This is a genomic window from Paraburkholderia nodosa, from assembly GCF_001718195.1.
Classification (GTDB): domain Bacteria; phylum Pseudomonadota; class Gammaproteobacteria; order Burkholderiales; family Burkholderiaceae; genus Paraburkholderia; species Paraburkholderia nodosa_A.
Genome location: NZ_MCNV01000007.1, coordinates 201,239 through 228,182, shown reverse-complemented (window position 1 = coordinate 228,182; position 26,944 = coordinate 201,239). Strand labels below are relative to the sequence as shown.

At 67.0% G+C, this 26,944-nt stretch carries 25 protein-coding genes; 11 read left to right on the top strand and 14 right to left on the bottom strand.

The genetic code is table 11. The features are described from left to right. Positions 1-10 precede the first annotated feature (10 nt). Positions 11-1,066: a LacI family DNA-binding transcriptional regulator gene (locus BFD71_RS15220; protein WP_069265163.1), complete on the bottom strand. Its 1,056-nt coding sequence runs from the start codon at positions 1,064-1,066 to the stop codon at positions 11-13. A gap of 229 nt (positions 1,067-1,295) precedes the next feature. Between BFD71_RS15220 and BFD71_RS15215 the strand changes: the two genes are divergently transcribed. Continuing rightward, positions 1,296-1,451, top strand: a complete 156-nt coding sequence (locus tag BFD71_RS15215; protein ID WP_069265162.1) for a DUF3309 family protein — start codon at positions 1,296-1,298, stop codon at positions 1,449-1,451. A gap of 90 nt (positions 1,452-1,541) precedes the next feature. On the opposite strand, the gene BFD71_RS15210 is transcribed toward BFD71_RS15215, so the two are convergent. Together BFD71_RS15210 and BFD71_RS15205 are read right to left on the bottom strand one after the other, a co-directional pair. Further along, positions 1,542-3,392, bottom strand: coding sequence for an EAL domain-containing protein (locus BFD71_RS15210; protein WP_069265161.1), 1,851 nt, complete (start codon positions 3,390-3,392; stop codon positions 1,542-1,544). Positions 3,393-3,609: 217 nt separating this feature from the next. Beyond that, the gene (locus tag BFD71_RS15205; RefSeq protein WP_069265160.1) at positions 3,610-4,656 is read right to left on the bottom strand and encodes a bile acid:sodium symporter family protein; all 1,047 of its coding nucleotides are present in this window, start codon (positions 4,654-4,656) and stop codon (positions 3,610-3,612) included. Positions 4,657-5,362: 706 nt separating this feature from the next. On the opposite strand from BFD71_RS15205, the gene BFD71_RS15200 reads away from it, so the two are divergent. From BFD71_RS15200 to BFD71_RS15190, 3 genes are all read left to right on the top strand, one after another. After that, positions 5,363-5,809: a hypothetical protein gene (locus tag BFD71_RS15200; protein ID WP_069265159.1), complete on the top strand. Its 447-nt coding sequence runs from the start codon at positions 5,363-5,365 to the stop codon at positions 5,807-5,809. Positions 5,810-6,344: 535 nt separating this feature from the next. After that, positions 6,345-7,442 (top strand): porin, encoded by a 1,098-nt coding sequence (locus BFD71_RS15195; protein ID WP_069265158.1) that lies wholly within the window; start codon positions 6,345-6,347, stop codon positions 7,440-7,442. A 188-nt stretch (positions 7,443-7,630) separates the two neighbouring features. After that, the gene (locus BFD71_RS15190; protein WP_069265157.1) at positions 7,631-8,605 is read left to right on the top strand and encodes a LysR family transcriptional regulator; all 975 of its coding nucleotides are present in this window, start codon (positions 7,631-7,633) and stop codon (positions 8,603-8,605) included. A 19-nt stretch (positions 8,606-8,624) separates the two neighbouring features. Here BFD71_RS15190 and BFD71_RS15185 read toward each other — a convergent pair whose 3' ends face one another. After that, on the bottom strand, positions 8,625-9,590 hold the full coding sequence (locus BFD71_RS15185; RefSeq protein ID WP_069265156.1) for an NAD(P)H-dependent flavin oxidoreductase: 966 nt from the start codon (positions 9,588-9,590) through the stop codon (positions 8,625-8,627). Between the two features lie 216 nt (positions 9,591-9,806). Between BFD71_RS15185 and BFD71_RS15180 the strand changes: the two genes are divergently transcribed. After that, entirely contained in the window at positions 9,807-10,700 is an 894-nt protein-coding gene (locus BFD71_RS15180) for an alpha/beta fold hydrolase (RefSeq protein ID WP_069265155.1), read from the top strand. Positions 10,701-10,720: 20 nt separating this feature from the next. Here the strand turns inward: BFD71_RS15180 and BFD71_RS15175 are convergent, their stop codons facing one another. Next, positions 10,721-11,194, bottom strand: coding sequence for an Lrp/AsnC family transcriptional regulator (locus tag BFD71_RS15175; protein ID WP_069265154.1), 474 nt, complete (start codon positions 11,192-11,194; stop codon positions 10,721-10,723). Between the two features lie 160 nt (positions 11,195-11,354). Between BFD71_RS15175 and BFD71_RS15170 the strand changes: the two genes are divergently transcribed. Together BFD71_RS15170 and BFD71_RS15165 are read left to right on the top strand one after the other, a co-directional pair. After that, positions 11,355-12,263: a DMT family transporter gene (locus BFD71_RS15170; protein ID WP_069265153.1), complete on the top strand. Its 909-nt coding sequence runs from the start codon at positions 11,355-11,357 to the stop codon at positions 12,261-12,263. A 101-nt stretch (positions 12,264-12,364) separates the two neighbouring features. Next, a complete protein-coding gene (locus BFD71_RS15165; protein ID WP_069265152.1) occupies positions 12,365-13,669 on the top strand; it encodes a DUF445 domain-containing protein in 1,305 nt (434 codons plus the stop codon). A 214-nt stretch (positions 13,670-13,883) separates the two neighbouring features. Here BFD71_RS15165 and BFD71_RS15160 read toward each other — a convergent pair whose 3' ends face one another. Genes BFD71_RS15160 through BFD71_RS15135 form a run of 6 tightly spaced genes read right to left on the bottom strand, consistent with a single transcriptional unit; the run spans position 13,884 to position 17,973 of the window. Continuing rightward, positions 13,884-14,816: an MBL fold metallo-hydrolase gene (locus BFD71_RS15160; protein WP_069265151.1), complete on the bottom strand. Its 933-nt coding sequence runs from the start codon at positions 14,814-14,816 to the stop codon at positions 13,884-13,886. Beyond that, complete coding sequence (locus BFD71_RS15155; RefSeq protein WP_069265150.1) at positions 14,813-15,274, bottom strand: MaoC family dehydratase; 462 nt, start codon at positions 15,272-15,274, stop codon at positions 14,813-14,815. Before BFD71_RS15155 ends, BFD71_RS15160 begins: the two co-directional genes overlap by 4 nt. Then, on the bottom strand, positions 15,271-15,498 hold the full coding sequence (locus BFD71_RS15150; protein ID WP_069265149.1) for a DUF1289 domain-containing protein: 228 nt from the start codon (positions 15,496-15,498) through the stop codon (positions 15,271-15,273). Before BFD71_RS15150 ends, BFD71_RS15155 begins: the two co-directional genes overlap by 4 nt. Positions 15,499-15,500: 2 nt before the next feature. Continuing rightward, positions 15,501-16,007, bottom strand: coding sequence for a YbaK/EbsC family protein (locus BFD71_RS15145; protein ID WP_069265148.1), 507 nt, complete (start codon positions 16,005-16,007; stop codon positions 15,501-15,503). 40 nt (positions 16,008-16,047) lie between these two features. Further along, on the bottom strand, positions 16,048-16,971 hold the full coding sequence (locus BFD71_RS15140; protein ID WP_069265147.1) for a hydroxymethylglutaryl-CoA lyase: 924 nt from the start codon (positions 16,969-16,971) through the stop codon (positions 16,048-16,050). 54 nt (positions 16,972-17,025) lie between these two features. Then, the gene (locus BFD71_RS15135; protein ID WP_069265146.1) at positions 17,026-17,973 is read right to left on the bottom strand and encodes a 2-hydroxyacid dehydrogenase; all 948 of its coding nucleotides are present in this window, start codon (positions 17,971-17,973) and stop codon (positions 17,026-17,028) included. A 279-nt stretch (positions 17,974-18,252) separates the two neighbouring features. Here BFD71_RS15135 and BFD71_RS15130 point away from each other — a divergent pair, with 279 nt between their 5' ends. Further along, entirely contained in the window at positions 18,253-18,864 is a 612-nt protein-coding gene (locus BFD71_RS15130; RefSeq protein WP_069265145.1) for an RBBP9/YdeN family alpha/beta hydrolase, read from the top strand. A 34-nt stretch (positions 18,865-18,898) separates the two neighbouring features. Here BFD71_RS15130 and BFD71_RS15125 read toward each other — a convergent pair whose 3' ends face one another. After that, positions 18,899-20,155 carry an acetate/propionate family kinase gene (locus tag BFD71_RS15125; protein WP_083245279.1) on the bottom strand — a complete coding sequence of 419 codons (1,257 nt, stop codon included), beginning with the start codon at positions 20,153-20,155 and terminating at the stop codon, positions 18,899-18,901. Next, a complete protein-coding gene (locus BFD71_RS15120) occupies positions 20,152-21,093 on the bottom strand; it encodes a bifunctional enoyl-CoA hydratase/phosphate acetyltransferase (protein ID WP_069265246.1) in 942 nt (313 codons plus the stop codon). The genes BFD71_RS15125 and BFD71_RS15120 overlap by 4 nt, the downstream gene beginning before the upstream one ends. 495 nt (positions 21,094-21,588) lie before the next feature. On the opposite strand from BFD71_RS15120, the gene BFD71_RS15115 reads away from it, so the two are divergent. From BFD71_RS15115 to BFD71_RS15105, 3 genes are all read left to right on the top strand, one after another. Next, positions 21,589-24,348: a DUF3141 domain-containing protein gene (locus BFD71_RS15115; protein ID WP_069265144.1), complete on the top strand. Its 2,760-nt coding sequence runs from the start codon at positions 21,589-21,591 to the stop codon at positions 24,346-24,348. A gap of 139 nt (positions 24,349-24,487) precedes the next feature. Next, on the top strand, positions 24,488-25,267 hold the full coding sequence (fabI, locus tag BFD71_RS15110; protein ID WP_069265143.1) for an enoyl-ACP reductase FabI: 780 nt from the start codon (positions 24,488-24,490) through the stop codon (positions 25,265-25,267). A gap of 133 nt (positions 25,268-25,400) precedes the next feature. After that, on the top strand, positions 25,401-26,411 hold the full coding sequence (locus BFD71_RS15105; protein WP_069265142.1) for a sulfate ABC transporter substrate-binding protein: 1,011 nt from the start codon (positions 25,401-25,403) through the stop codon (positions 26,409-26,411). An 80-nt stretch (positions 26,412-26,491) separates the two neighbouring features. On the opposite strand, the gene BFD71_RS15100 is transcribed toward BFD71_RS15105, so the two are convergent. Continuing rightward, entirely contained in the window at positions 26,492-26,818 is a 327-nt protein-coding gene (locus tag BFD71_RS15100) for a hypothetical protein (RefSeq protein WP_069265141.1), read from the bottom strand. Positions 26,819-26,944 lie beyond the last annotated feature (126 nt).

The window sequence follows — 26,944 nt, the reverse complement described above, 5'->3', positions numbered from 1 at the left end:
ACGGCGCGCGTCAGGCGCTTTGCGGCGCGCCTGCAGCGTGATGGACGGCCTGCGCGGCAACGAGATTCGATGACGCCGCACCCAGCGTGCTCGCACGCGCGACGAGCTGCACCGGCAAACGGATTTCGCTCGCGGCAGGCGTTTCTTCGAGCAGCAGTTCGACGCCGCGCCGCCCGAGTGCTTCCTTGTCGACGGCGATCGTCGAAAGCGGCGGCGTGGCGTGCGTGGCGCCCGCGATATCGTCGAAACCGATGATGGCGATGTCCTCGGGCACGCGCAGGCCATTGGCGAGGCATACGCGCATGGCAGCGAGCGCGGCGGCGTCGTTGTAGGCGAAAAGCGCGTCGGGCGGCGGGCGCGATGCGGCGCGCGCCGCGTCGATCAAGCGTTGCATGGCGAGCGACGCGCCCGTGTCGGGATCGAGGCCGCCGTCGATCGTCGTTTCGAGCGACGGGTCGAACAACAGGCCCGCCTCGAAGAACGCGCGCCGGTAGCCGAGCGCGCGCTGCGCGATGCTGTAGTGCGCGAGCGAGCCGCCGATGAACGCAATGCGCCGCCGTCCCAGCTCGAACAGATGCTGCATGGCGAGCGCGGCGCCCGCCGCATTGTCGATGTTCACCGAGCGCAGACCAGCCGCCCACAGATCGATCAGCACGAGCGGGCGTTGCAGCGCGACGAGCGCGGCGAGCATTTCCGGTTCGACGAAGCCCGCCACGGCGATGGCGTCGGGCGCGTGCAGGCGCAACTGCTGGACGGTGTCGTCGGCGGGGCCGGCGGTGAGCAGCGCGGGCACGATGCCGTGTTCGCGGCACGCGTCTTCCACGCCGTGCAGCACGTGCGAGAAGAACGGGCTCGCCGCGAAGTTGTTGTGCTGGCGGTGGAGCAGGAAGGTGAGCCGGCGAATGCGCGGACGCAGTTGCGCGCAGTCATAGCCGAGCGTGCGCGCGACCTCGACGATGCGCTCGCGCGTGGCCTCGGAGAGGCCCGGCTGATTTTTCAACGCGCGCGACACCGTGCCGATCGACACGTTGGCGGCCTGCGCGACGTCGCGAATGGTTGTCCCCATGATTCCTGGCTAGCGGTGGCGCGGTGAGCGTTCCGGGTGTGGTCAGGTGTGCGGCGATTGTATAGTAAAAATCTGTTCGAAAAACCCGAATCGACGTCTCGAATTCCAGGTAAATACCAGTAAACAATGAAATAAACGCAAACATTAGTGTTTAGTAAAATTAGCTAAACACGTGCGGGCACGACGGTTGCGGAAAGGCGGATGCCAACATTCGACTTTCGGAGGCCTCATGCTCGGCACCCTGCTTCTGGTCATTCTGATCCTGCTGCTCATTGGCGCGTTCCCGGCGTGGCCGTATAGCCGCTCGTGGGGCTATGCGCCTTCAGGCACGCTCGGCATCATCGTCGTCGTGGTGGTCGTGCTGGTCTTGATGGGGACGATCTAGCGACTGCGCAGCAGTCAAGCAACACAAGCAAAACGAGCCGCGCGGCCGGCCCGTTGATGTTGCGGGCTGCCGCAGGGGAGGCTCAGGTCGCTATGCTGTACCGGCCGTTTCGCCTGATGCCGAACTCAGCGTGGGCACGAGGTTGGCGCTCGCGTTGCCGTCGATCACGACGAGGCCGCTCGCTTCCTGTTTCGCGCGGCGCTTGGCGAGCGCCGCGAGCGAGGCGATGGCGTCGCTGCTGTGCTGCGCACCTTCGCCCGGTGCCACGTGCACGCAGCCGATCGCCATCGTCACGAAGGTGAAGAAGGTGGCGTTGCCGTGGCGATCCTCGCCGTGAATGCCGCCCGCGAGGCGGTCGCCCGGCGCGTAGAAGCGCTGCGCGCCCTCGTTGAACGTTTCGATCGCCTGGCGCGCGCGCTCGCGCCACGTCTCGCTCTGGAACAGGATCAGGAAGTCGTCGCCGCCCACGTGGCCGAGGAAGTCGCGCGTGGGGTCGCAGGCGTCGGCGAGCACCGTCGCCGCGAACTTCAGCACCTCGTCGCCCTGCCAGTAGCCGTACTGATCGTTGAAGGGCTTGAACTGGTTCAGGTCGACGTAGCACGCGTGAAAGCCCGCGTCGTGCGACAGCAGCCGCTCGATATGCGAACTGATGGGAATATTGCCCGGCAGGAAGGTGAGCGGATTGGCGTAGCGCGCCGCCTGGATGCGCACCTCCGTCACGGCTCGCACGAGGCTCTCGCCGGTGCCGAGCCCGGCGTACCGGCCGTTATCGGTGATGACGAAACCATCGGCGAGATAGCGCTGGTCGTCGCTGACGAGCAGCGTCGCCATCTGCTCGACCGTCATCGACTGCTCGATCACCACCGGCTGCGCGTTGGCGAATTGCAGGCAGGCCTTCTTGCCGAACAGCTCGCGGTGATACGGCAGCGCATAGCGGTCCATGAACGCGCGCCGGTTGATGAGCGCGACGGGCGCCTCGTCTTCCACCACGGCCACTGCGTGCAGGTCGGGTTGACCGTTGAACAGTTCGAGCACGTCGTTGTTGGTCGCCTCGCGCGGCAGCGCGGGCGCGCGCACGAGCATCTTGCTGGCCGGCGCGCCGCCACCCGCGGGCTGCGTGGCGGCGCTGCGCGTGGCCTCGGGGAACACGGCGATATGATCCGCGCGAATCGCCTCGCGCGCTTCGCGGGCGAGCACGCGCAGCGGCTCCACGTTGGGGCGGCCGAAGAAAAAGCCCTGGCCGCAGTCGATGCCCATGTCGCGCAGCACGATCAGGTCGGCCGCGTTCTCGATGCCTTCCGCCACGAGCCGCGTGCCGCTCGCCTGCGCGAAATGCTGGACGGCGCGCACGGCTTCGAACTTGAGCGCGTCGTTGGCGATGTCGTGGATGAAGAAGCGGTCGATCTTCACGACATCGGGCTGCAGCTGCACCCAGAGGTTGAGGCTCGCGTTGGCCGTGCCGTAGTCGTCGAGCGCGAACTGGGCGCCGGCCGCGCGCAGCGTCTCGACGACGGGCGAAAAGTTGCGCAGGTCGTGGATGGCGCTTTGCTCGGTGAGCTCGATCACGACGCGCGTGGGGTCGATCGGGCCGTCGAAGAGGGCGAGTGCGGCGTCGCCGTCGGCGGTCAGCTGGCGCAGCGCGTCGGCGCTGAAATTGAGGAACAGCTTGCCGGGGCAGTCGAGTTTCGCGAACGTTTCGATGCAGGTGCGGGCGGCGGCGCGTTCGAGCGAGGCGGTGCACTGTTCGTCGCCGGCGCGCGCGAAGAGGGCGGCGGGCGTTTCGAGCGGCGAGCCGGCCGGCCCGCGAATGAGGCCTTCGTAGCCGAGGATCGCGCCACCCTCGAAATCGACGATGGGCTGGAAGACGGCGCGCAGCTGGCGCTGGGCGATCAGCGCCCCGACGCCGGGCGCCGCGTGCAGGAGTGGCGCGGGAGCAGACATGGACAGGCCGGAACGGGCGAAGACGATGAACTTAACGGCATATGATCGGATGAATTAAATGAAATTTTGGTGACAGCGCCGCGAAGCCCAATCTTTGGGCATGTGACGCGGGGAGGGGAGGCTGGCGGGGGAGGGTGAAATGCCGGGCGCTCGCCACGGCGTTTGCTGCGGCGGGGCGGCGGCTTCTCGCCGCCCCGGGTGACGTACTTGATGCCGATTAACGGCGCGCAGCAGTAGCCGTGCGCTCGTTCGCGCCGGCGCGCGATTCGTCGCCCGCGCTGGCGGCGCGCTCGGCGCTCATGTCGCGGGCGCCCCAGCGCTGGGCGAGCGCCGCGCACACCATGAGCTGGATCTGGTGGAACAGCATGAGCGGCAGCACGACCGCGCCCACGGCGTTCGAGGCGAAGATGACCTTCGCCATCGGCACGCCGGCTGCGAGGCTCTTCTTCGAGCCGCAGAAAATGATGGTGATCTGGTCCGCGCGCGAGAAGCCGAGCTTCTTGCTCGTGAACATCGTGATGCCGAGCGCGAGCGCGAGCAGCACGGCGTTCACCACGAGCAGGCCGCCGAGCGCGGTGAGCGGAAGGTGATGCCAGAGCCCTTCGTTCACGGCCTCGGAAAACGCGCCGAACACCACGAGCAGGATCGAGCCCTGATCGACGAACTTGAGCACGCCCTTGTTGCGTTCGATCCAGCGGCCGATCACCGGGCGCAGCAGTTGGCCCGCCACGAACGGCACGAGCAGTTGCAGCACGATGTTCCACACGGTGTGCCAGGCCGAGCCGCCGCTCGCGCTCTGGTTCGTGACGATCAGGCTCACGAGCGCGGGCGTGACGAAGATGCCGATCAGGCTCGACGCCGAAGCGCTGCACACGGCGGCGGGCACGTTGCCGCGCGCGATCGAGGTGAACGCGATGGACGACTGCACCGTGGAGGGCAGCGTGCAGAGGAACAGCACGCCCGCGTAGAGCGCCGGGGTGACGAGCGGCGAAAGCACGGGCTTGAGAGCCAGGCCCAGCGCCGGAAAGAGCACGAAGGTGCTGAGCAGCACGACGATGTGCAGCCGCCAGTGCGTCGCGCCGGCGATGATCGCCTCACGTGAGAGCTTGGCGCCGTGCAGGAAGAACAACAGGCCGACCGCCACATTGGTCAGCCAGTTGAAACCGGTGGCGGCCTGGCCGTGCACGGGGAACAGGCTCGCGAGAATCACCGTGCCGACGAGGCAAAGGGTGAAGTTATCGGGCAGGAATTTCGGACGTGCCATCGGACAATCTCAAGTGCGCGCCTGGGCGCCTGGCTGCGCGCAGATCGATGTGCGTGCAACGGGTGAATCGGATCGTCTATTGTCGGCGCAAGCCGATTGAAAAAGCAAATTCATTTGAAGCATCGATTAATGACGGATGCGCATGTATCGCCGGCATCGATCTCACCTTTATGCCGGATTCCTTATCGACGTGCGAGGGGCATTCCCGGGCCGCAAAAGCCGTCAGGACTCCGCGCATTCTTCAGATCTTCAGACGTCTATCAACCATAAAACGAACCGTTCCCAGACCTGCGCGGAGAGCCGTGCCTGGCGGCCTTCCCAGGGCTTGCCCGAAGGCAGAAAACCCAGCAGTAACATGGTGTTACAACCCTTCGGGCGGCATAACATCTTTTGGCTCGACACCCATACAGCACGCCCATAAATTACCGTCAATGGGACGCCGCGACCGTTGTGGCGGCAATCGTTACGCGCCAGCGCGGCGAGCGTCCCGGGACTGGCCCGCCATGGCCCGAGCGGCGGGTGCCAGGCGCGAACGTCGGGCAGGTGAAACGTCACAATGCAGGCAGGGTTGTCAAAACTCGGACAGTGGGTCTTGGGGGCCGGATTTGCGGCCTTTGTTGCGCTCGCCCATGCTCAGCCCGGTTTTCCAGGGCACGGCGGGGGCGGCGGCTTCGCGCGCGCCCCTTCCATGCCCACGAGGCCCGCCATGCAATCGATGCCCGCGCCGCGCGGCGGCGGCATGGCGTGGGGCAGCGGCTACCACGGCGCCCCTGAACGCGGCCGTGGCCCCGCCGCTTACACCGGTGCCGCTTCGCCCATGCGCGTGGCCGACCAGGGCGGCCGGTACGAGCGCGGCGGTAACCGCTCGCCGAACCAGTGGCAAGGCCAGGTTCAGCAGCCGGCCCCGCATCGCGATTACAGCTACGGCACGCCGTTCGGCGGCTACGGTGGCTATCGCGGCAATCCCATCACGCCCGTGAGCGCGGAATCGCGCCAGGTGCCGCATCCGCCGCCCGAGTCGCCGGTGCGCGCGGGCTCGATCCGCGAAGACGTCGCGCGCTACAACGAGGAGCGCGGCGGTACCTACCGGCCCTTCACGCGCAACGGCGGCGAGGTCCCGCGTCCGCCCATGCCTTCGCCCTACCGTAATTGAGCGGTGCCACGCCGCGCGCTTTCGCTTTCTTCCCTCCGCACGCTTTATCCCGCCGTCTTTGTTTGACTCTCCTCAGGATTCGCTTCAGGCATTGACCTGTTAGCGCCGCCGAAACACGTCCAAAACAAGTTGCGTTCGTCCACGCCGCGAAAACTGACGCGCGGATACCACACTTTTTTGGAAATCTCTCGTCATGCAGAACCCTTTCGTCTCAAATCTCGCTTTCGTTTTGGCGGCGCGTCATTCGCAGCCACGCGCGTGCGGCAGCGCCCCACTGGGCGCGGCGCGGCAGCCTGCGACTAACCGTGACGCAGCGCAGCGCAAAGCAAAGTCGACAGCGGCAAACCGGGTGCTATCGGCGGCAAACTAATCCGCCCGATATACCGGCAATAACACCGTTTATTTTTGACCATAAAAATGGTCCGCAAAGATGGATCCGCCCAGAACGGCCACGTCTGCGAACGACGAAAAAACAAAGCCTTGCGCGAGCGCCTCAGCCGCCCGACACCCTTTTTTGACAAAGACTGGAGAACCCATGAATACAACGGTCAGCCGCGCGCTGCGCACTACCCTGAAGGCGAGCGCGCTCGCCGCTGTTCTTGCCGCCGCGTCGTCGTCGGCGTTTGCGCAGTCGAGCGTCCAGCTCTACGGCCAGGTCGACGAGTGGGTCGGGGCGACGAAATTTCCGGGCGGCCAGACCGCCTGGAACGTGAGCGGCGGGGGCATGTCCACGTCGTACTGGGGCATGAAGGGATCGGAAGATCTGGGCGGCGGCTTCAAGGCGATCTTCACACTGGAAAGTTTCTTCCGCGCGCAGAACGGTCAGTACGGCCGCTTCGCGGGCGACACGTTCTTCGCGCGCAATGCGTACGTCGGCCTCGAATCGCCGTACGGCACGGTCACGGCGGGGCGCCTGACGACGCAGCTGTTCGTCTCGACGATTCTCTTCAACCCGTTCATCGATTCGTACACCTTCTCGCCGATGGTGTACCACGTGTACCTCGGCCTCTCGACGTTCCCGACCTACACGACCGATCAGGGCGTGGTGGGCGACTCGGGCTGGAACAACGCCGTGCAGTACTCGACGCCTAACTTCAACGGCCTTTCGGGTTCGGCCATGTATGCGTTCGGCAACCAGGCCGGCCAGAACGGCTCGAAGAAGTGGAGCGTGCAGGGTCTGTACTTCCACGGCCCGTTCGCGGCTACGGCGGTCTACCAGTACGTGAACTTCAACAACACGCCGGGCGACATCGGCAGCATCGTGAGCGGCGACACGACCATCATCGGCCTGAAGAGCCAGGGCGTGGCGCAGGTCGGCCTCTCGTACGACCTCCAGTACGTGAAGTTCTTCGGCCAGTACATGTACACGGCGAACTGGCAGCAGGTGGGCAGCTGGCACGTCAACACCGCCCAGGGCGGCGTGACGGTCCCGGCCGGCCCGGGCACGGTGATGGCGTCGTATGCGTACTCGCGCGACGGCGGCGGCCTGAACCAGACGCGCCAGACGGCGGCGATCGGCTACGACTACCCGCTTTCCAAGCGCACCGACGTCTACGCCGCGTACATGTACGACCACTTCGACAACATGTCGAGCGGCCAGACCTACGGCGTGGGCATGCGCGCGAAGTTCTAAGCGGCGCAGCCTGTCAGTTCGAAGTTCGACGCGAAAACCCCGCGCTATTTGCAGCGCGGGGTTTTTTGCTTTCTGGGCCGCCTCACATAGGAAGCGCGCCTGCGCGTTTCAACACCCGCATTTGATAAAACGAGGAAAATATCGCCGATTGATTCCCGCTCATTTATGTTCGAGTTGAAGGCCGCGCAATGGATACCCTCGTCAGCATGAAAGTGTTCCGCCAGGTGGTGGAGGCGGGCAGCTTCGTCGCGGCGGCCGAGCGCTTGAACATGTCCGCCGCGATGGCGAGCAAGCATGTGATGCACCTGGAGCAGCAGCTCGGCGCGCGGCTGTTGAACCGCACCACGCGCCGCGTCGCGCCCACCGAGGCGGGGCGCGAATACTACGAGCGCGTGGCCCAGGCGCTAACCGAACTCGACGAGGCCGGCCAGGCCGTGGGCGCGGCGAGCGTGGTGCCGCAGGGGCGGCTGCGCGTGTCGTCGCTCACGGCATTCGGGCTGCGTCATGTGATGGGCGCGGTCGCCGACTACGCCGCCGGATTTCCTCAGGTGACGGTCGACATCACGCTGTCCGACCGCGTGGTCGAGCTGATCGACGAGGGCTTCGACGTGGCGATCCGCGCCGCGCCGTCGGGGCTCAAGTCTTCTTCGCTGATCGCGCGGCCGCTCGCCACCGCGCACATCGTGCTGTGCGCCTCGCCCGAGTATCTGCGCCGCCACGGCGCGCCGAAAAGCGTGGCCGATCTCGCGCGGCACAACTTCGTCCAGTACGCGGGGGCTTCGGCCCAGGAACTCGCGCCGTTCGCGGAGGGCGCGGGCGGCGTGAAGCCCAAGCCGGGCGGCAACCTCATCGTCAATCACCTGGAAGCGCTGCGTGTGGTGGTGCTGCAAGGCGGCGGGCTGTCGATGCTCGGCACCGAGGTGGTGGGCGACGATATCGCCGAAGGGCGCCTCGTGCCGCTGCTCGTCGACGCACTGCCGCCGCGCGAGCTGCCGATCTACGCCGTGTACGCGAGCCGCCGCCATCTGTCGGCGAAGGTGCGCTCGTTCGTCGATTTCCTGGCCGCGCGCTTTTCTGAGCGCGAGCTCTGGCCGGGCGTGGAGGCGATCCGCGCGGCGGCGCTCAATGCCGACGTCGCCCGTGTTGCGTCTACCCGGCGCTGAAACCGGGCGCGCCTCGCGCTCAGCGGCCCACGCCCAGCCGCGCCTTCGTCGCCTCGTACTCGTGCTTCAGGCGTGCCACGAGATCCGCCACCGAGGGCACGTCGTCCATCAGGCCCACCGCCTGGCCCGCACCCCACACGTCTTTCCAGGCCTTTGCCTTCGAGGTGCCCGCGCCGAAATCCATCTTCGACTTGTCCGACTCGGGCAGCGCATCCGGATCGAGCCCGGCGTTCACGATGCTCTCGCGGATGTAGTTGCCGTGCACGCCCGTGAAGAGGTTCGTGTAGACGATGTCCGCGGCCTTTGCTTCGAGAATGGCGTGCTTGTAGTCGTCCACGGCGTGCGCTTCTTTGGTCGCGATGAAGCGCGTGCCCATGTACGCGAGGTCCGCGCCCATGGCCTGGGCGGCGAGGATCGATCCGCCGTTGGCGATCGCGCCCGACAGCACGATCGGGCCGTCGAAGATGCGCCGTACTTCGCCCACGAGCGCGAACGGCGAGGTCGTACCCGCATGGCCGCCCGCGCCCGCTGCCACGAGGATCAGGCCGTCTACGCCCGCTTCGAGCGCCTTGGCGGCGTGGCGCAGGTTGATGACGTCGTGCAGCACGATGCCGCCGTAGCTGTGCACGGCGTCGAGCAGCTCGCGCGGCGGCGCGCGCAGACTCGTGATGAAGATCGGCACGTGGTGCTCGACGCAGACGCGCACGTCGTGCTCGAGCCGCGCATTCGACTGATGCACGATCTGGTTGACGGCGATCGGCCCGATGACGGCCTCGGGGTTCGCGTTCTTGTAAGCGGTGAGTTCCTCCCGGATCTGCGTGAGCCAGACACCCAGCTCTTCGGCGGGGCGCGCGTTGAGCGCCGGAAACGAGCCGACGATGCCCGCCTTGCACTGCGCGAGCACGAGCTCCGGATAGCTGACGATGAACATCGGCGAGCCCACGACGGGCAGCGAGAGGTTTTGCAGGACGGCAGGCAGTGCCATGGGGAGGTCTCCTTGCGGCGCTTCGATAGACGGCGTGGCGCGAATTCGGCCGTTCGATTATAGGCGCGGGGTCGTTCGGGCATCGCGCGTGCGGATCTCTCGTGCGGTATTCGAGGGAGTGTTCGGTTTCTACCGCAATGGGCTCAAAAGCACATTTTCGAGCCGCGCTCGCCTCATACAATGACCGCAGACCAACAAACACAAGAGACTAGCCCCATGCCTTTCGACGGATTCCAGCCTTTCACCGTTCGCACTGCGGGCGGCGTAGACATCTGCGGCGTGAAGGGCGGCGATGGACCGCCGCTATTGCTGCTGCACGGCCATCCGCAGACGCACATGATCTGGCACCGGTGCGCTTCCGCGCTCGCGCAGCACTTCACCGTCATCGCGACGGATCTGCGCGGCTATGGCGCCTCCTCGAAACCGGCCAGCGACGACACGCACGCCGCCTATTCGAAACGCGCGATGGCGGCCGATCAGGTCGAAGCCATGCGCCACTTCGGCCACGAGCGTTTTCTCGTATGCGCGCACGACCGCGGCGCGCGCGTGGCGCACCGCATGGCGCTCGACCACGCCGACGCCGTCGAGCGGCTCATGCTGCTCGACATCGCGCCCACGCTCGCCATGTACGAGCAGACCGACCGCGAGTTCGCCACGCTCTACTTCCACTGGTTCTTCCTGATCCAGCCCGCGCCGCTGCCGGAAACATTGATCGAAGCGAACCCCGACGTCTATATCGAGCGCGTCATGGGCAGCCGTCACGCGGGTCTCGCGCCCTTCGCGCCGAAGGCTCTGGGCGCCTACCGCGCTGCGCTGCGCCAGCCGGGCGCCGTGCATGCGATGTGCGAGGACTACCGCGCCTCGGCCACCATCGACCTCGAGCACGACCGCGCCGACCTCGAGCGCGGCAACAAGGTGGCGTGCCCGCTGCGCGTGCTGTGGGGCGCGGAAGGCGTGATCGAGCGTTGTTTCGACCCGCTCGCCGAATGGCGCAAGGTGGCGCGCGACGTGAGCGGGCGCTCGCTGCCGTGCGGCCATTACATTCCCGAGGAGGCGAGCGAGGCGCTGGTCGAGGAGATGCTGGCCTTCTTCGAGACCACGGAGCGCTGACGGGCTGCCGCGCCTCGGCTTCAACGCAGCGGCGGCAGGCGGCGCGGCACCGGGGTGGACTTGACGATGGCCGTGCTGGTTTCGGCGCGCTCGGTGACTTTCGCGAGAATCTCGTCGAGCTGTTCGATCGAATGCAGATACAGCCGGGCAATGAAGCAGTCGTCGCCGGTGACCTTGTCGCACTCGACGAATTCGGGAATGCGCCGCAGCACCTCTTCCACCAGATGCAATTGTCCGGGCAGCGGCTTCACGCGCACGATGGCCTGCAAGGTGTAGCCGAGCGCGCGCGGATCGATCTGCACTGTATAGCCGCCAATCACGCCTTGCGCTTCGAGCCGGCGCAGCCGCTCGGACGTGCTAGGCGCCGACAGCCCCACGTGCTTGGCCAGTTCGGCGACGCTCGCGCGGGCGTCCTCGGCCAGCGCCGCGAGCAGCATGCGGTCGATGTCGTCGAGCGGGGCGGCGGCGGGCGTTGGGTTCGGGCGTCGGTTCATGATTGCGCGGGTGCTCCGCCAGGTTGGCCTTTCAATCGAAGGCAAGGGTTGCCTATCGCCTAAGTTTAGCCATGTATTCCTCGCCCTGCAGCCGATAAACTGACTTGCAGATGCGAAGGGGCCGCGCGCCTTTCGTCCGCCACAACGAGGATGCAAGCTCATGTCTTCCACCACTCCTGAAATTCGCCGCGGCGCCGCCGAGATGGTCGTCGCGATGCTGATGTCCGGCACCATCGGCTGGCTCGTGGTCGCCTCGCGCCAGGCTCCGATCAACATCGCCTTTTTGCGCTGCGTGCTGGGCGGCGCGACGCTCACGCTCGTGTGCACCGCGCTCGGCCTGTTGCGCCGCAAGCACCTGCCGCCACGCACGCTCGCGCTTGCCGTCCTGGGAGGCGCTGCTATCGTCGCGAACTGGGTGCTGCTGTTCGCCGCCTATTCGCGTGCTTCGATCTCCATGGCCACGGCCGTCTACAACACGCAGCCGTTCATGCTCGTCGGTCTCGGCGTGGTCATTCTGCGCGAGCGCGTGAGCGCTTCGACGGTGGCGTGGCTGGCGGTGGCCTTCCTCGGCCTCGTGTGCGTGGTCGAGGTGCAGCCCGCCGTGCTCGCCGTGCCCGGCGAGTATCTGCAGGGCGTGGCCTGCGCGGCGGGCGCGGCGTTTCTCTACGCGATCTCATCGATCATCACGCGCCATCTCAAGGGCACGCCGCCGCACCTCATCGCGCTCGTGCAGCTCGCGTTCGGCGCGCTCGCGCTCGCGCCGTTCATCCACTACGGCACGCTGCCGGCTACGCCGCTGCACTGGGCGCAGCTCGTCACGCTCGGCATCGTGCACACGGGCATCATGTACGTGCTGCTCTACGGCGCGATCCAGAAGCTGCCCACGGCTGTGACGGGCGCGCTCTCGTTCATCTACCCGGTGGTCGCGATCCTCGTCGACTGGTTCGCGTTCGGCCAGCGCCTCGCATGGATCCAGGTGGTGGGCGCCGCGCTCATCCTCGTCGCGGCGGCGGGCGTGAACCTCGGCTGGCGGATCGTGCCGCAACGGCGGGACACGCGTTCCGCCTGAGGCGTCGCGAGCGCGCCGCGCTGGCGCGGCGCTTCGGCATGCGGCGGTTGGCGTGTGGGCAGCATAATGTCGCGATTCGAACCCGCGACTCCCTGCTCCTCATGACGCCTTCGCACGCCCCACGGGACGAAGCCGAACTCACGCGCGCCAAGCGCCAGGCGCTGGCCTTTCTGCTGGTTGCGGCGCTCGTGTTCGCCGGCACGGCACTCTTTTTCCCGCCAGGCGTCGTGACGGATGGCGTCAAGTCCGTGAGCGAAGCGGCCATGGTCGGCGGCCTCGCCGACTGGTTCGCGGTGGTCGCGCTGTTCCGGCGCGTCCCGATTCCGTTCGTTTCGGCGCATACGGGCGTGATTCCGCGCAACAAGGAGCGCATCGCCGACGAACTCGCCGCCTTCGTGCGCGACAAGTTTCTCGACGTGGGTTCGCTCGTCGGGCTGATCCGGCGCCACGATCCCGTGGCGCGGCTCTCCAGCTGGCTCACCGCGCCGCAGAATGCGCAGCGCCTGGGCGACTACGCGGTGCGCATGATGTCGGGCGTACTCGGCCTCACCGATGACGCGCGCATCCAGAGCTTCATCCGCGACAGCCTGCACGCGGCGCTCGCGCGCGTCGACTTCTCGAAGTCGGCGGGCGCGATTCTCGACACCCTCACCCGGGATGGCCGCCACCAGGAGCTGCTCGACCAGATGCTCGAGCAGTTCGCCACCCTGTTGCGCGACGAGGGCACGCGCGCGTTCGTCGCGTCGGCCATCGTCGACTGGCTCAAGAGCGACTATCCGACGACCGAGAAGTTTCTGCCGAGCGAGTGGATCGGCGAGAGCGGCGCGCGCGTGGTGGAAAGCGCCGTGAACCGGCTGCTGCTGCAGGTGAGCGAGGATCGCGAACATCGTCTGCGCCAGAAGTTCGACGAAGTCGTGGAAAAGCTGATCGTGAAGCTCAAGAGCGATCCGGCGTTCCTGCGCAAGGGCGAGGAGCTGAAGGCGAGCCTGAGCGAGGGCGGCGCGCTCAACGATTACACGCGCGCGCTGTGGGACAGCCTGCGTGCGTGGCTGCGCGACGATCTGGAGCGCGAAGATTCGGCGCTGCACGCGAAGGTCGCCGCCACTGGCCAGTGGCTAGGCGAGACGCTCGCCGCCGACGCCGACCTGCGCGCCTCGCTCAACGGCCATCTCGAAGACGCCGCGCGCGCCATGGCGCCCGACTTTGCTCGCTACCTTACGCACCACATTCGCGACACTGTGAAGAACTGGGACACGCGCGAGACGGCGCGGCTCATCGAGTTGAAAATCGGCAAGGATCTGCAGAAAATCCGCGTGAACGGCACGGTGATCGGCGGCGCGATCGGGCTCGGACTCTACCTGTGTTCGCATCTGTTCGAGCTGGTGCGGCTCAAGCTCGGGCAGTGAGATTGATTCGGATTCCAGATGAATGAATCCTGCGAGGACGCGCCAGGCCTGCGCTCGTAGGTGATCTGTAGGGAAATCACCGATGCTTCGGGAATTCCGGCGCGAGTATGATGACCTCGACAGTTTGATCACGTCAGAGCTAATTCCAACGCTCGTCCGGAAAACGGACGAGCGTTTTTTTTTGCGCTTTCCCAGCGTTTGTCCTTCGGCGCGGCTAGACTGCTGCCGCCGGTGCTTCGAAGCGTTCGCCGTTTATGACCAGGGCGCCGCTCTTCGCCAGCTCCCCGGCCAGCTCGCGCAGCAGCCCGGGCCACGCGCTGCGCGGGCCGAGTTGTTGCGCCGCGGCGCGCAGGGAGGCGGCGTTTTCCAGCATCGCCAGTAGCGCGTCGAAGGTCATCGCGCGCACTTCCAGCAGCTTGAAGACGATCAGCACCTTGAGCGCGTTCTTCGCGTTGCGGGCAGGGTCGGCGCGCAGCCAGGCGAGGCGCGAGAACGCGCGCTCCAGCGCCGCCTCGACGTTTGTGAACGGCTTGCCATGGCCCGGAATCACCACGCGCACGTCGAGCTTCGCGATGGCTTCGAGCACCGCGTGCTGCTCGGCGAACCCGCTTTCGCCTTCGAGCTCGGGAAAGATCACACCGAAGCCATGCTCCCAGAGCGCATCGGCGCTGATGAGCAGGCGCGGTCCGGCTGCATAGAGCATCACCGAGTCGGGGTCGTGCCCCGGCGCACCGATCACTTCCCAGTCGAAGCCGCCTAGCGTGAGCCGTTCGCCTGCCGCGAGCGTGCCTGTGAACGCGAATCGGTCGCAGGTCTGCCCGGTGGCGAGAAAGCTCAAACGCGCTTCGTCCCAGTCGCGCACAATCGTCGCGCTCGGCGCGGGGATCAGCGTCGCGCAGGGCCATTGCGCCTGTAGCCGCGCGTTGCCGCCGCAATGGTCGGAGTGCAGATGCGTGTTGACGATAAGGTCGAGCGCGCGCGGGCCGAGCGCCTGGCGCACGAGCGCGAGCGTCTGTTCGGCGTGCGTGGCGTAGCCGGTATCGACGAGTGCGGCGCGCGCCTCGTCGACGAGCAGCACGTTGTTCGACGACAGCCAGCCGCGCTCGAAGACGCGGATCGATTCAGGGAGGGCGGGCGCGGCGCTCATGCCGGTGCGTGTACCGATGCGTGCTCGGCCTTGGGCATGACGAGGATCGTCGCGCGCCCTACCACGAGCGTTTCGCCCTTCTGGTTCACGGCCTCGCCCACGAGCTTCACGAGATCGCCGTGCAGGCTCGGCTTCCACCACGCTTCATCGACGCGCCACTCGAACGTGATCGTGTCGTTCGCGTGAGCGGCACGCTTGAGCTTCATGTCGAATTCGAGCCCGAGCGGCTGCGCGTACTGCGAGTAGTGCGTGGCGAGCAGCGCCATGAAATGCGCCGTGGGTTGCGTGCCCGATGCGATCAGGCCGCCAAAGCGGCTTTGCGCCGCGTAGGCTTCGTCGTGATGCAGCGGGTTCAGGTCGTTCACGAGCAGTCCGAATGATTTCACCGATTCGGGTGTGAGCTGAAGCGTCGAGCGGAACGTCTCGCCGACCGTGACGACGCGGGCGGGCGCGTTCATTGTTGTTCTCCTTGCGACGCGAAGCGCTTCGCGACCCATTGAGCGTGCCGCGTCTCGATCGCGTCCCAGACGGCGCGCTTTGCTGCGTTGTCGAGCGTGGACCAGTTCGCAATTTCGTCGATGGTGCGCAGGCAGCCCTCGCACAAGCCGCTGCGCTCATCCATACGGCAGATGTTGATGCAAGGCGAGGGCGGCGGCGTGACGGTGTCGTGTATCGCGGACATGCTCACGCGTCGCGCAGCGCGACGTCCACCACGGGCGCGCCGGTCAGCGCTTCGAGTTCCTGTGGCGAGAGGTTGAACACCGCATGCGGATGGCCGGCAGCGGCCCAGAGGCTTTCGAGCGCGAACAGATCGGCGTCGATCAGCGTGACGGGCGTCGTGGCGTGGCCGATCGGGCACACGCCGCCAATGGCGTAGCCGGTCTTCTCGCGCACGAACTTCGCGTCGGCGCGGCCGATCTCGCCCACGTGCGCGGCCACTTTCTTTTCGTCCACGCGGTTCGCGCCGCTCGCGATCACGAGCACGGGCGCGTCGTCTTCACGGCGGCGGAACAGGATCGACTTGGCGATCTGCGCGACTTCGCAGCCCAGACCCGCGGCGGCTTCGGCGGAAGTCTTGCCGGTCTCGGGCAGCATCACGACGGGTCTGGCGTGGCCGCGCTCGCGCAGCATCAGGGCGACACGGCGCGCGGACTCGGGCAGGGCGTCGAGGTTATCGAGGGTTTCCGTCATAGATTGATTTCCTTCGTACTGCGATTCGATGGGTCGCGTGTCACGAGCATGCGGCTTCGCTGCGGGCCTTCGCGAGCAGGGCCTTACCCGCGCGCGAGACGTTCGCCCGGCCGATGGCGGTCGAAATGAAGTCGCCCGCCGCGACGACCTGGTTCAGATCGATGCCGGTATGAATGCCCAGGCCGTTCATGAGGTACAGCACGTCTTCGGTCGCGACGTTGCCCGTGGCGCCCTTCGCATACGGACAGCCGCCCAGGCCCGCCACCGAGGCGTGGAAAATGGCGATGCCTTCTTCGAGCGCCGCATAGATGTTGGCGAGCGCCTGGCCGTAGGTGTCGTGGAAGTGGCCCGACAGGCGCTCGCGCGGGAACACCTTCGTCACCGCCTCGAACACTTCGTGCACGCGCTTCGCCGTACCCACGCCAATGGTGTCGGCAATGTCGATCTCGTCGCAGCCGAGCGCGGCGAAGCGCTCCACGACATCGACGACCGAAGCGACCGGCACTTCGCCCTGATACGGGCAGCCGAGCGCGCACGACACGCTGCCGCGAATGCGCACGCCGCGCTCCTTCGCGGCTTGCGCCACCGGTGCGAAGCGCTCGATGCTTTCTGCGATCGAGCAGTTGATGTTCTTCTGCGAGAACGCCTCGCTCGCCGCGCCGAAGATCACGATCTCGTCCGCGCGCGCGGCGAGCGCGCCTTCGAAGCCGCGCAGATTCGGCGTGAGGACCGAGTAGATCGCGCCGCTGCGCCGCTCGATGCCGGCCATGACTTCGGCGCCGTCGGCCATCTGCGGCACCCATTTGGGCGAGACGAACGAGGCGGCCTCGATGTTCGGAAAGCCCGCGGCCGAGAGCCGGTTGATCAGTTCGATCTTGGTTGCGGTGGGAACGAATTCCTTCTCGTTCTGCAGGCCGTCGCGCGGGCCGACTTCGACGATCTTGACTGCGGTGGGTAGTGCCATTGCCGTGTCTCCAACAATTTTTTGAAAAGGCTTCGCGATGTGCCGCCGCGATGTTCAGTAACCGCGCCCGACATGCACCACGCCGCTCACGGTCTCGCCGCGAGCCAGCGCGCCGATCTTGTCGGCGACCTGCGAGATCGCTTCGTCGCGTAATGTGAGCGCCGAACTGTGCGGCGTGATCGTGATGCGCGGCTCGCGCCAGAAGAGATGATCGGGCGGCAGCGGCTCTTCGCGGAACACGTCGAGCGTCGCCGCCGCGAGCGTGCCGTTGGCGAGTGCGTCGAGCAGATCCTGTTCGTTCAGATGCGTGCCGCGCGCCACGTTCACGAGATACGCGCCGCGCGAGAGCTTGCCGAAGGTGCGCGCGTTGAGCACGCTTTCGGTGTCGGGCGTGGCGGGCAGCAGGTTCACCAGCAGTTTGACGCCGTCGAGGAAGGCGTCGAACTGCTCGCCGTGCAACTCGCCCGAATACGTTTCGATGCCTTCTATCGTCTTCATGCCGCGCGAAAAACCGCGCACCGGCACGCCGAGCGAGGCGACCGCGTGCGCGACCTGCGCGCCCAGTACGCCGAGGCCGAGCACGCCCACCGTGAAGGTCTCGTGCGGATGCGGCGCGAGCACGTGCCATTCGCGGCGCGTCTGCGCGAGCGCGTATTCGTCGAAACGGCGCAGGTAGCGCAGTACAGCGTGCTGCACGTACTCGCTCATTTGCCGGCCCATGCCCGAGTCTTCGAGCCGCACGAGCATGGCGGTGCCGGGCAGCGTGCCCGGTCGCTCGCGTTCGTGGGCGAGGATCGCGTCGACGCCCGCGCCCAGGTTGAAGATAGCGCGAAGCCCCGGCACGCCGAAGAGTTCGCGCGGGGGGTGCCAGACGACAGCATAGTCGGCGGGATCGGTGTCGCCGGGCTGCCACTCGCGCAACTCGGCATCGGGCAGCGCGCGCGCGAGGCCGTGGAGCCACGTGGAGGCGTCGGTCTGCGGGAACCAGAAAATGATCTTCATGATGGGTGAACCTGTCCCTGGTAACGGCTGTGCGGCTCGAGCCTACGCGCGCTGTTGCGTTGCGTGCAGCCCGCGAGGGCCGCGAGAGCCGCGTGCACCGGCACCATTCTACTTTTTCAGGCCCGCGCCCGCCGCGCAAATCGCGGCGCGCCTGCCCGCGGCCTGTCTCGGGCAGGACCCGGCCGGGCGCGCCGAAAAGCTAAGCAAAAAAAATTGGTTCGGCGTGCGCGGCTCGCAGGCCACAATCGATTCACGCCGTGTTCCAGCGAGGAAAAAATCATGCTTTCGTGCGCGCAAATGCGTTGGCCGCCCCGCCTCGTCACCGTGCCGGGTCTGCACGGCAGCGACGGCGCTCACTGGCAGAGCTGGCTCGAACGCCAGTTCGCGCGCTCGCTGCGCGCGGAGCAGGACGACTGGGATGCGCCCGATCTGGCGGTGTGGGGCGCGGGGCTCGCGCGGCGGCTGGCGGGCGAGCGCGGGCCGTTCCTGCTGGCCGCGCACAGCTTCGGCTGCCTCGTGGCGGCGCATGCGCTGCACACGGGCATGCTGGGGGAAAGCGGCGCCGACATTGCCGGTGTGCTGTTCGTCGCGCCCGCGAGTCCCGAGAAGTTCCGCTTTGCCGGCGCGTTCGAGGCGCGGCAGCTTCCCGTGCCGTCCATCCTCATCGGCAGCGAAACCGATCCGTGGATGCCGCTCGAAGGCGCCCGCGCGCTCGCGCAGCAACTGGGCAGCACGTTTGTGAATCTCGGCGATGCGGGTCACATCAACACGGCGGCAGGCTTTGGGCCGTGGCCGCGCGCGAAGTATTTCGTCGATACGCTCGTTCACGGCGCGGCGCCGGGGCGCTTGCGCGACGCGGCATTCGACCGGGGCGGTCCGGCGTACGCCTGAAGTCAGGCGTAGCGAACCGCGGCGCCGTGCCCGCTCAGTGCCTGAGCGCCGCCCGCAACAGCCGCGCCGTATGGAGCGCGATCATCCCTTCTTCGTCGGTGCGGATCGCGAAAACGGGAACGCGGCTTTCGCGCGTGCTCACGCGCTCGTTGCCGTTGCTGCTGCCCACCTCGTTGACTTGCGCGTCGAGCACGGTGCCGAACACCGGCGCGAGCCGCTCGCACACCTGCGCGCGAATGGGCGCGGCATGCTCGCCGATGCCCGCCGTGAACACGAGCGCGTCGAGCCCACCCAGCACCACGGCGAGCTTGCCGACGTCCTGCGCGATGCGATACGTATAGAACTCGATCGCGAGCCTCGCCCGGTCGCTGCCGCTCGCGAGCAGTTCGCGCATGTCGCTGCTCAGGCCCGACAGGCCCTTCAGGCCCGACTCCTGATACAGCACCTTCTCGATGGCGTGGTAGTCCATGCCCTTCGCCATCATCCAGAGCACGGCGCCTGCGTCGAGCGCGCCGCAGCGCGTGCCCATGGGCAGGCCGTCGAGCGCGGTGAGGCCCATGGTGGTCTCGATGCTCTTGCCGTCCTTCATCGCGCACAGGCTCGCGCCGTTGCCCAGGTGCGCAACGACGACGCGCCCGCGCGCAATGTCGGGCGCGACCTGATGGAGGTGCCTGGCAATGTATTCGTACGAGAGACCGTGAAAGCCGTAGCGCCGGACGCCCTCGCCGTAGTAGCTGTACGGCAGCGCGAAGAGCTGCGCCATGATGTCGTTGCCCGCATGGAACGCGGTGTCGAAGCACGCCACCTGCGGCAGCTCCGGCGCGGCCTGACGCACCGCACGAATCGCGGCGAGATTGTGCGGCTGATGCAGGGGCGCGAGCGGCGTGAGCGCGTCGAGCTCCTGGATCACTTCGTCGTCGATGAGCACGGCGTCGGCGTAGCGCGCGCCGCCGTGCACCACGCGGTGGCCGATCGCGGCAGGCGGCGTGTCGCGCAGCCCCACGGCGAGCACGAGGCGCAGGAGGCGAAACGCGGCGTCGTGATCGGCGACCTGGGCAACCGGAAACTTCTCGTCGACGATCAGGCGCCCGTCGGCCATATTCGCGACCACGCGCGGCGCGACGCCGATGCCCTCGATCTGCCCGCCCGCGCCATGCAGCGCGCGCGCACCGCCTTCCACGTGGTCGTCTTCGATCACGCGAAACACCGAACACTTGATGCTCGACGACCCCGCATTCACGACGAGCACGACATGGCCTTCCACGGCCGGCTGGGCTTGGGCGCTGCTCACAGGATCTCCGTTGCTTTGCGCGCACGTCGCGCGTGCGCAAGCAGGACGGCGATCGCGCAACTGCCGATGCGCGAGCGCACGCTGTCGGCGCGGCTCGTGAGGATGATCGGCACGCGCGCGCCGAGGACGATGCCGGCCGCTTCCGCGCCGGCGAGGAAGGTGAGCTGTTTGGCGAGCATGTTGCCCGCTTCGAGGTCGGGCACGAGCAGGATGTCGGGGTCGCCTGCAACGGGCGACGTAATGCCTTTGATGCGCGCGGCTTCGGCGCTGATCGCGTTGTCGAAGGCGAGCGGGCCGTCGAGCAGGCCACCCGTGATCTGGCCGCGGTCGGCCATCTTGCACAGGGCGGCGGCGTCGATGGTGGAGGGCATCTTTTCGGACACCGTTTCCACGGCGCCGAGGATGGCGACCTTCGGCGTGCCCACGCCCAGCGACTGCACGAGGTCGATCGCGTTGCGCACGATGTCGGCCTTGTCGGCGAGCTTGGGGAAGATGTTGACGGCCGCATCGGTGATGAAAAGCGGCTTGTGGTACGACGGCACGTCCATCGCGAACACATGCGAGAGGCGCCGCTCGGTGCGCAGGCCATTGGCGCCGAGCGCGACTTCGTGGAGCAGCTCGTCGCTGTGCAGGCTGCCCTTCATGAGCAGTTCGGCCTGGCCCTCTCGCACGGCGCGCACGGCGAATTCGGCGGCGGCGTGGCTGTGCGGCGCGTCGATGATGGTGATGCCGTCGAGGCGCAGGTCGGCTTCCTCGGCCACCGCGCGGATCTTCGCTTCGGGGCCGACCAGAATCGGCACGATCAAGCCGAGGTTCGCGGCGTCGAGTGCCCCGGTGAGCGAGGACACGTCGCACGGGTGCGCCACGGCGGTGGGCACGGGCGCAAGGCCGCCACAACGGGCGAGCAGAACCGAATACTTGTCAGGCGATGAAGTCATGACGGTCTCCTCCAGGATGTGCATCTGGACCATGCTGCGGCGCGCAAAGCCGTAACAGTGTAGACCAGCGCGAACGAGGCGGTCGGCTGGATGCACGCCGGGCCGGCGCGGCATCGTGACGCGTCGCGGCGAGGTCCGGCAGTCGCGCCTGTCATGCTTCGTTCACAAGGCGTTGCGATCATGGAAGAGGCACTAGAGCCCGCCGCGAACCTTGACTTTCACAGGGCCGCCGCCTAAGTTTTTAGATGCCGCAGTGCAACATGATCTGGCTCTTTTCACGTCGCGGTCGCGAGGCGTACGAAACGCGCACGCGGCCGCGAATACCTTTTGCCGGCCCCGTTGCCCGCAATGCCGCCGCTCCGAGGGCGGCAGAACAGGGGCAGCGGCCAGGCCTCGCGTGTCGTTCGTCGTGACGGCACGCGTCCACGGCCCGCGCCGGCCTGGCGCTTGCTTGCCGCGAGGCGAGCCGGCGCTCCCTTAAAGGAGATTCGTCTCGTGGCAGTTCCCGCCTCCTCGCCGCTCGTTTCGTCGCCGTTTTCGTTTCTGCCCACGCTCGCATCGGGCACGTCTTTCTGGCCCTTCGCGCCTTTCTGGCCCCTCGCGGGCGCATCCGACGAGGAGTCATCGCCCCAGACGCCGCTGACCGAAGCGGCTTCGGCCGTCTCCTCGGCCGTGAACCAGGCAATCGAAACGGCGCAATCCGCGCCCACGGTTGCGCAGCCGCTCTATGACTACGTCTACGACGCCTGGCAGCGCAGCGTGCTGTTCCTCGACGTGCTGCGCGAGCGCGGCAACCAGACTTATGTGCACGAGCAGGCGGGCATGCCGCCGGTACTCGCGTTCGACTATGAAGTGATCGTCGATGGCCGCGAACTCGACGATCCGTGCAATTACGCGCTGCTGCGCATCAAGCCCGAAGAGGGCGTGCCGACCGATCCGCGCATGCGCCCCTTCGTCGTGATCGACCCGCGTGCGGGCCACGGCCCCGGCATTGCCGGCTTCAAGATGGACAGCGAAGTCGGCATCGCGTTGCGCAAGGGCCACCCGTGCTATTTCGTGACGTTCTTCCCGCTGCCCTGCGAAACGCAGACGATCCAGTCGGTCGCGCAGGCCGAAGCCGTTTTCATTCAACGTGTGCGCGAGCTGCATCCCGACGCGGACGGCCTGCCGTTCATCATCGGCAACTGCCAGGGCGGCTGGGCCGCGGCGCTGCTCGCGGCCTCCGCGCCCGCACTGGTCGGCCCGCTCATGCTCGCGGGCTCGCCGCTGTCCTACTGGGCCGGCGTGCGCGGCAAGAACCCCATGCGCTATTCGGGCGGCATGCTGGGTGGCTCGTGGATGTCCTCGCTCGCGGCGGACCTGGGCGACGGCCGCTTCGACGGCGCGTATCTCGTGCAGAACTTCGAGTACCTCAATCCGGCCAACACGTACTGGGGCAAGCTCTACAACCTCTATTCGAAGGTCGATTCCGAGCGCGAGCGCTTCCTCGAATTCGAGCGCTGGTGGGGCGGTCATTTCCAGCTGAACCGCGCCGAGATCGACTGGATCGTGCAGAACCTCTTCGTGGGCAACCACCTCACGCGCAATGAAGTGTTCGCGAAGAACGCTCGCTCGCCGGTGGACCTGCGCAACATCCGCACGCCGATCATCGTGCTCGCCTCCTGGGGCGACAACATCACGCCGCCGCAGCAGGCGCTCAACTGGATTCCCGACCTCTACGCGAGCGTCGACGAGATCGTCGCCAACGAGCAGGTGATCGTGTACTGCCTGCACGACAAGGTGGGGCACCTCGGCATCTTCGTTTCGGCGAGCGTGGCCAATAAGGAGCACACCGAACTATTCTCGGCGCTCGATCTGATCGACGTGCTGCCGCCGGGCCTCTACGAAGCGAAGATCACCGACTCGACGCCGGAAGCCGGGCGCCTCGAAGCGCTCGAAGGGCGCTACGAGATCCGCTTCGAGCTGCGCACGATCGAAGATATTCTCGCGCTCGACGACGGCCGCGACGACGAGCAGCCCTTCGAGGTGGTGCGCCGTCTCGCGGAAAACAACCAGCGCCTGTATGACCTGTTCGTCTCGCCGTTCGTGCGTGCGTCGAGCAACGCGTTCAGCGCGCATGCGCTGCGCGAGTCGCATCCGTCGCGCGTGGAGCGCAGCGTGCTGAGCGACGCGAATCCTACGCTGGGCGTGCTGCCCGCCATGGCGGAAGCGGTGCGCGCGCATCGCAAGCCGGCCGCGCCCGACAATCCGTTCACGCTGCTCGAAAGGCAGGCGTCGGCGACCATCGAGGCAACGCTGGATGCGTATCGCGACGCGCGCGACGCCTGGGTCGAGAGCACGTTCTACAACGTGTACACCGCGCCGTGGGTGCAGGCCTGTGTGGGCGTGGCGCCCAACCAGCCGCTCGAGCCCATCGCGCCGCCGCTCATGGCGCTGCGCAAGGAGCTTGCGCAGTACCGCCTGCGTGCGGCGCGCGCGCATCTCGCGAAGGGCTCGCTCGTCGACGCCTTCATGCGCATCGCCGCGTATATCGTCGATGAAATGCATGCCGTGCAGTACCGGCCGTTCCAGCGCATGCGCGAACTCGCGCGGGAGTATCTCGGCGATCGCCAGCCGAGCATCGCCGAGCTGAAGGAATCGGCGCGCCGCCAGGGCGCGATCGTGCAGCTCGATCCGCAGGCCGCGATCGACGCGTTGCCCGAGATCGTGCCCGACATGAAGACGCGCCGCGCGCTGCTCGCAGCCGTGTACCGCATCGCGACCGTATCCGGGCCGCTCGAAGGCGAGCGGCGCGAGCGCTATCGCCACGTGCAGCGCGCGCTGGGCGTCGAGCCGGGCAGCGAGAAGACGGGACTGCCGCCGCTCGATGGCGGCGGGTCGTCGTCGGAGGGCGGCGGTGTTTCGGGCGCAGGCGGCGGCACGGCTGGCGACGGCGGCGCCGAACAGGGTGTCCAGGCATCCTCCGCCGCGCAGGCTGAGGGACCTGAGCCTGCAACTGAAGCCCCGGCAGCTTCCGCAAAGTCCTCTCGCGCGAAGGCCGCTCTGGCGGGCGAACACGCCACGCCCACGAAACCCATGCGTGCGGCGCGCGCCGGCGTGAAGGTAAAGGCCGCGGAACCGGCCGAAGCGAAGAAGGCGCCGGCTGCCGCCAAGACGGCGGCGCGCCGCTCGCGCGCGGCATCGACGCCCACCGCCACGCGGGCTGCGGGCACGACGGCCACGCGCCGCCGCGCGACGCGCAACGCAGGCGAGTAACGAAGCCCGTTCTCGTTTCACCCTGCACGCGCCGCATCCCCACCGATGCGGCGCGTCGTTTTGAGCTCGACACACCGGCAGCCAGGTCGGCAACTGCATCCGCGGCCATCACCGGCCGTCTTCCACTGCGAGGTCAGCCATGCATAATCCATCCGAACGGCCGCTTGCCGGCATGCGCGCGCTCGTCACCGGCGTGGCGAACGCCGATTCGATCGCTTACGGCTGCGCCCGCGCGTTCGCCGATCTCGGTGCGCAACTCGCCGTCACCTATCTCAACGACAAGGCCAAGCCCTACGTCGAACCGCTCGCCAACGATCTGGGCGCGCAGTTGCTGCTGCCGTTGAACGTCGAGGAAGACGGCCAGCTCGACGCCGTGTTCGACGCCGTGCGCGAAACGTGGGGATCGCTCGACATCGTGCTGCACTCCATCGCCTATGCGCCGAAAGAGGATCTGCAAGGCGGCCTGCTCGATTCGTCCGCGAAGGGTTTCGCGTATGCGATGGACGTGTCGTGCCACTCGTTCATCCGCATGGCGAAGCGCGCCGTGCCGCTGATGCCGCACGGCGGCACGCTGTTCGCGATGAGCTACGACGGCGCGAACCGCGTCGTGCCCAGCTACAACCTGATGGGCCCCGTGAAGGCGGCGCTCGAAGCGTCGTGCCGTTATCTCGCGTACGAACTCGGGCCGATCGGCATCCGCGTGCACGCAATCTCGCCCGGGCCGCTCAAGACGCGCGCAGCCTCGGGGCTGCCCGACTTCGACCGCATGCTCGCCGAGGCCGTGGAGCGCGCGCCGCTCGGCGAACTCGTCGACATCATGGACGTGGGTTACGCCACCGCGTATCTCGCCACGCGCTACGCCCGGCGCATGAGCGGCAACACCGTGTATATCGACGGCGGCGCGCACATCATGGCTTAGCACGAAAGCCGCAAAGCAAAGCTCGCATTGGTATAAGCCGTGCGCCCCGGCTCGCTAGAATCGGGCGTTCGGCCTGCTTACGAAAATCATGCAGGCAGGCCGAAACGCCTTTCAACGACAGACGGGGATCACCATGGCAGGTTTGGGACGCACGGCGCGCTGGCTCGGCGCGGGCATCATCGCATTGAGTGCAGCGGCTGCTCATGCCGAAACGTCGCTGCTGAACGTCTCGTACGACGTGACGCGCGAGCTGTACAAGGACATCAACGCGAGCTTCATCGCCGACTATCAGAAGAAGACCGGCGAGACCCTGTCGATCAAGCAGTCGCACGGCGCGTCGAGCGCGCAGGCGCTCTCGGTGCTGCAGGGCCTGCAAGCCGACGTCGTGACGATGAACCAGCCCAACGACATCGACCTGCTCGCGCAGCAGGGGCATCTCGTGCCCGCCAACTGGCGCACGCGCTTGCCCGACGCGAGCGCGCCCTACACGACGACGATGGTGTTCCTCGTGCGCAAGGGCAACCCCAAGCACATCAAGGACTGGGACGATCTCGCCAAACCCGGCGTGCAGGTCGTGATCGCCAATCCGAAGACTTCAGGCAATGGACGTTACGCGTATCTGGCCGCATGGGGCTATCGCAAGCAGCAGGGCGCGAGCGACGCCCAGGCGCTCGACTTCGAGCGCGCACTGCTGAAGAACGTGCCGGTGCTGGACGCGGGCGGCCGGGGCGCGACGACGACCTTCACGCAGCGCGGCATCGGCGACGTGCTCGTGACCTTTGAAAACGAAGTGGCGCTCATCGATACGGGTGTGGGTGCGAAAGACTTCGAAGCGGTCTATCCCTCGGTGAGTCTGCTGGCGGAGCCGCCGGTGACGATCGTCGACAAGGTCGTGGACAAGCGCGGCACGCGCAAGAGCGCACAGGCGTATCTCGACTATCTGTATTCGCCCGCCGCGCAGGAGATCATCGCGCAGCATCATCTGCGTCCGCGCGATGCCGCAGTGCTCGCGAAGCACGCAAGCGAGTTCAAGCCGATCAAGACCTTCACGGTCGAGCAGGTGTTCGGCAGCTGGCAAAACGCGCAGGCGACGCATTTCGCCGATGGCGGCACGTTCGATCAGATCGTCGCGGACCGTAAGTGATCGGGGCGTCACGCAACGATAGTGCGTAAAACAAAAGCGCCTCGCAGTTTGCGAGGCGCTTTGCATTTCAGGCTGCGGCTTTAGTACCAGCCGCGACGGCCATGCCATTCGTTGCGGCCGTACCAGCGGCGGCCGTCCCAGTAGCGGTCGCCGTGCCAGCCGATCACGACAGCCGGCGCGTAGGCCACGCGCACGGGCGGCGCGACGTAGACGGGACGCGGCGCGACATAAACGGGCTGCGGCGCGACATACACCGGTGCGGGTGCAACATAAACCGGTGCGGGTGCAACATAAACCGGAGCGGGCACGCCGACGTTCAGGCCGACCACCACACCGGCCATGGCGGTTTGCGAGGCGGCCAGGACGAGCGCTCCAGCACCCAGCGCGGCAAAGAGTTTGGTTTTCATTTTGAGCCCCTTCGGTTGAAGATTCGATGGCTTCAATGTAGCCGGGCGCTCGTCGGCTTGAGTTACCAAACTGCAACAAACTGCGCGCGAATCTTACCGGCGGTAATGGGTGGAAAGGGCGCTCGC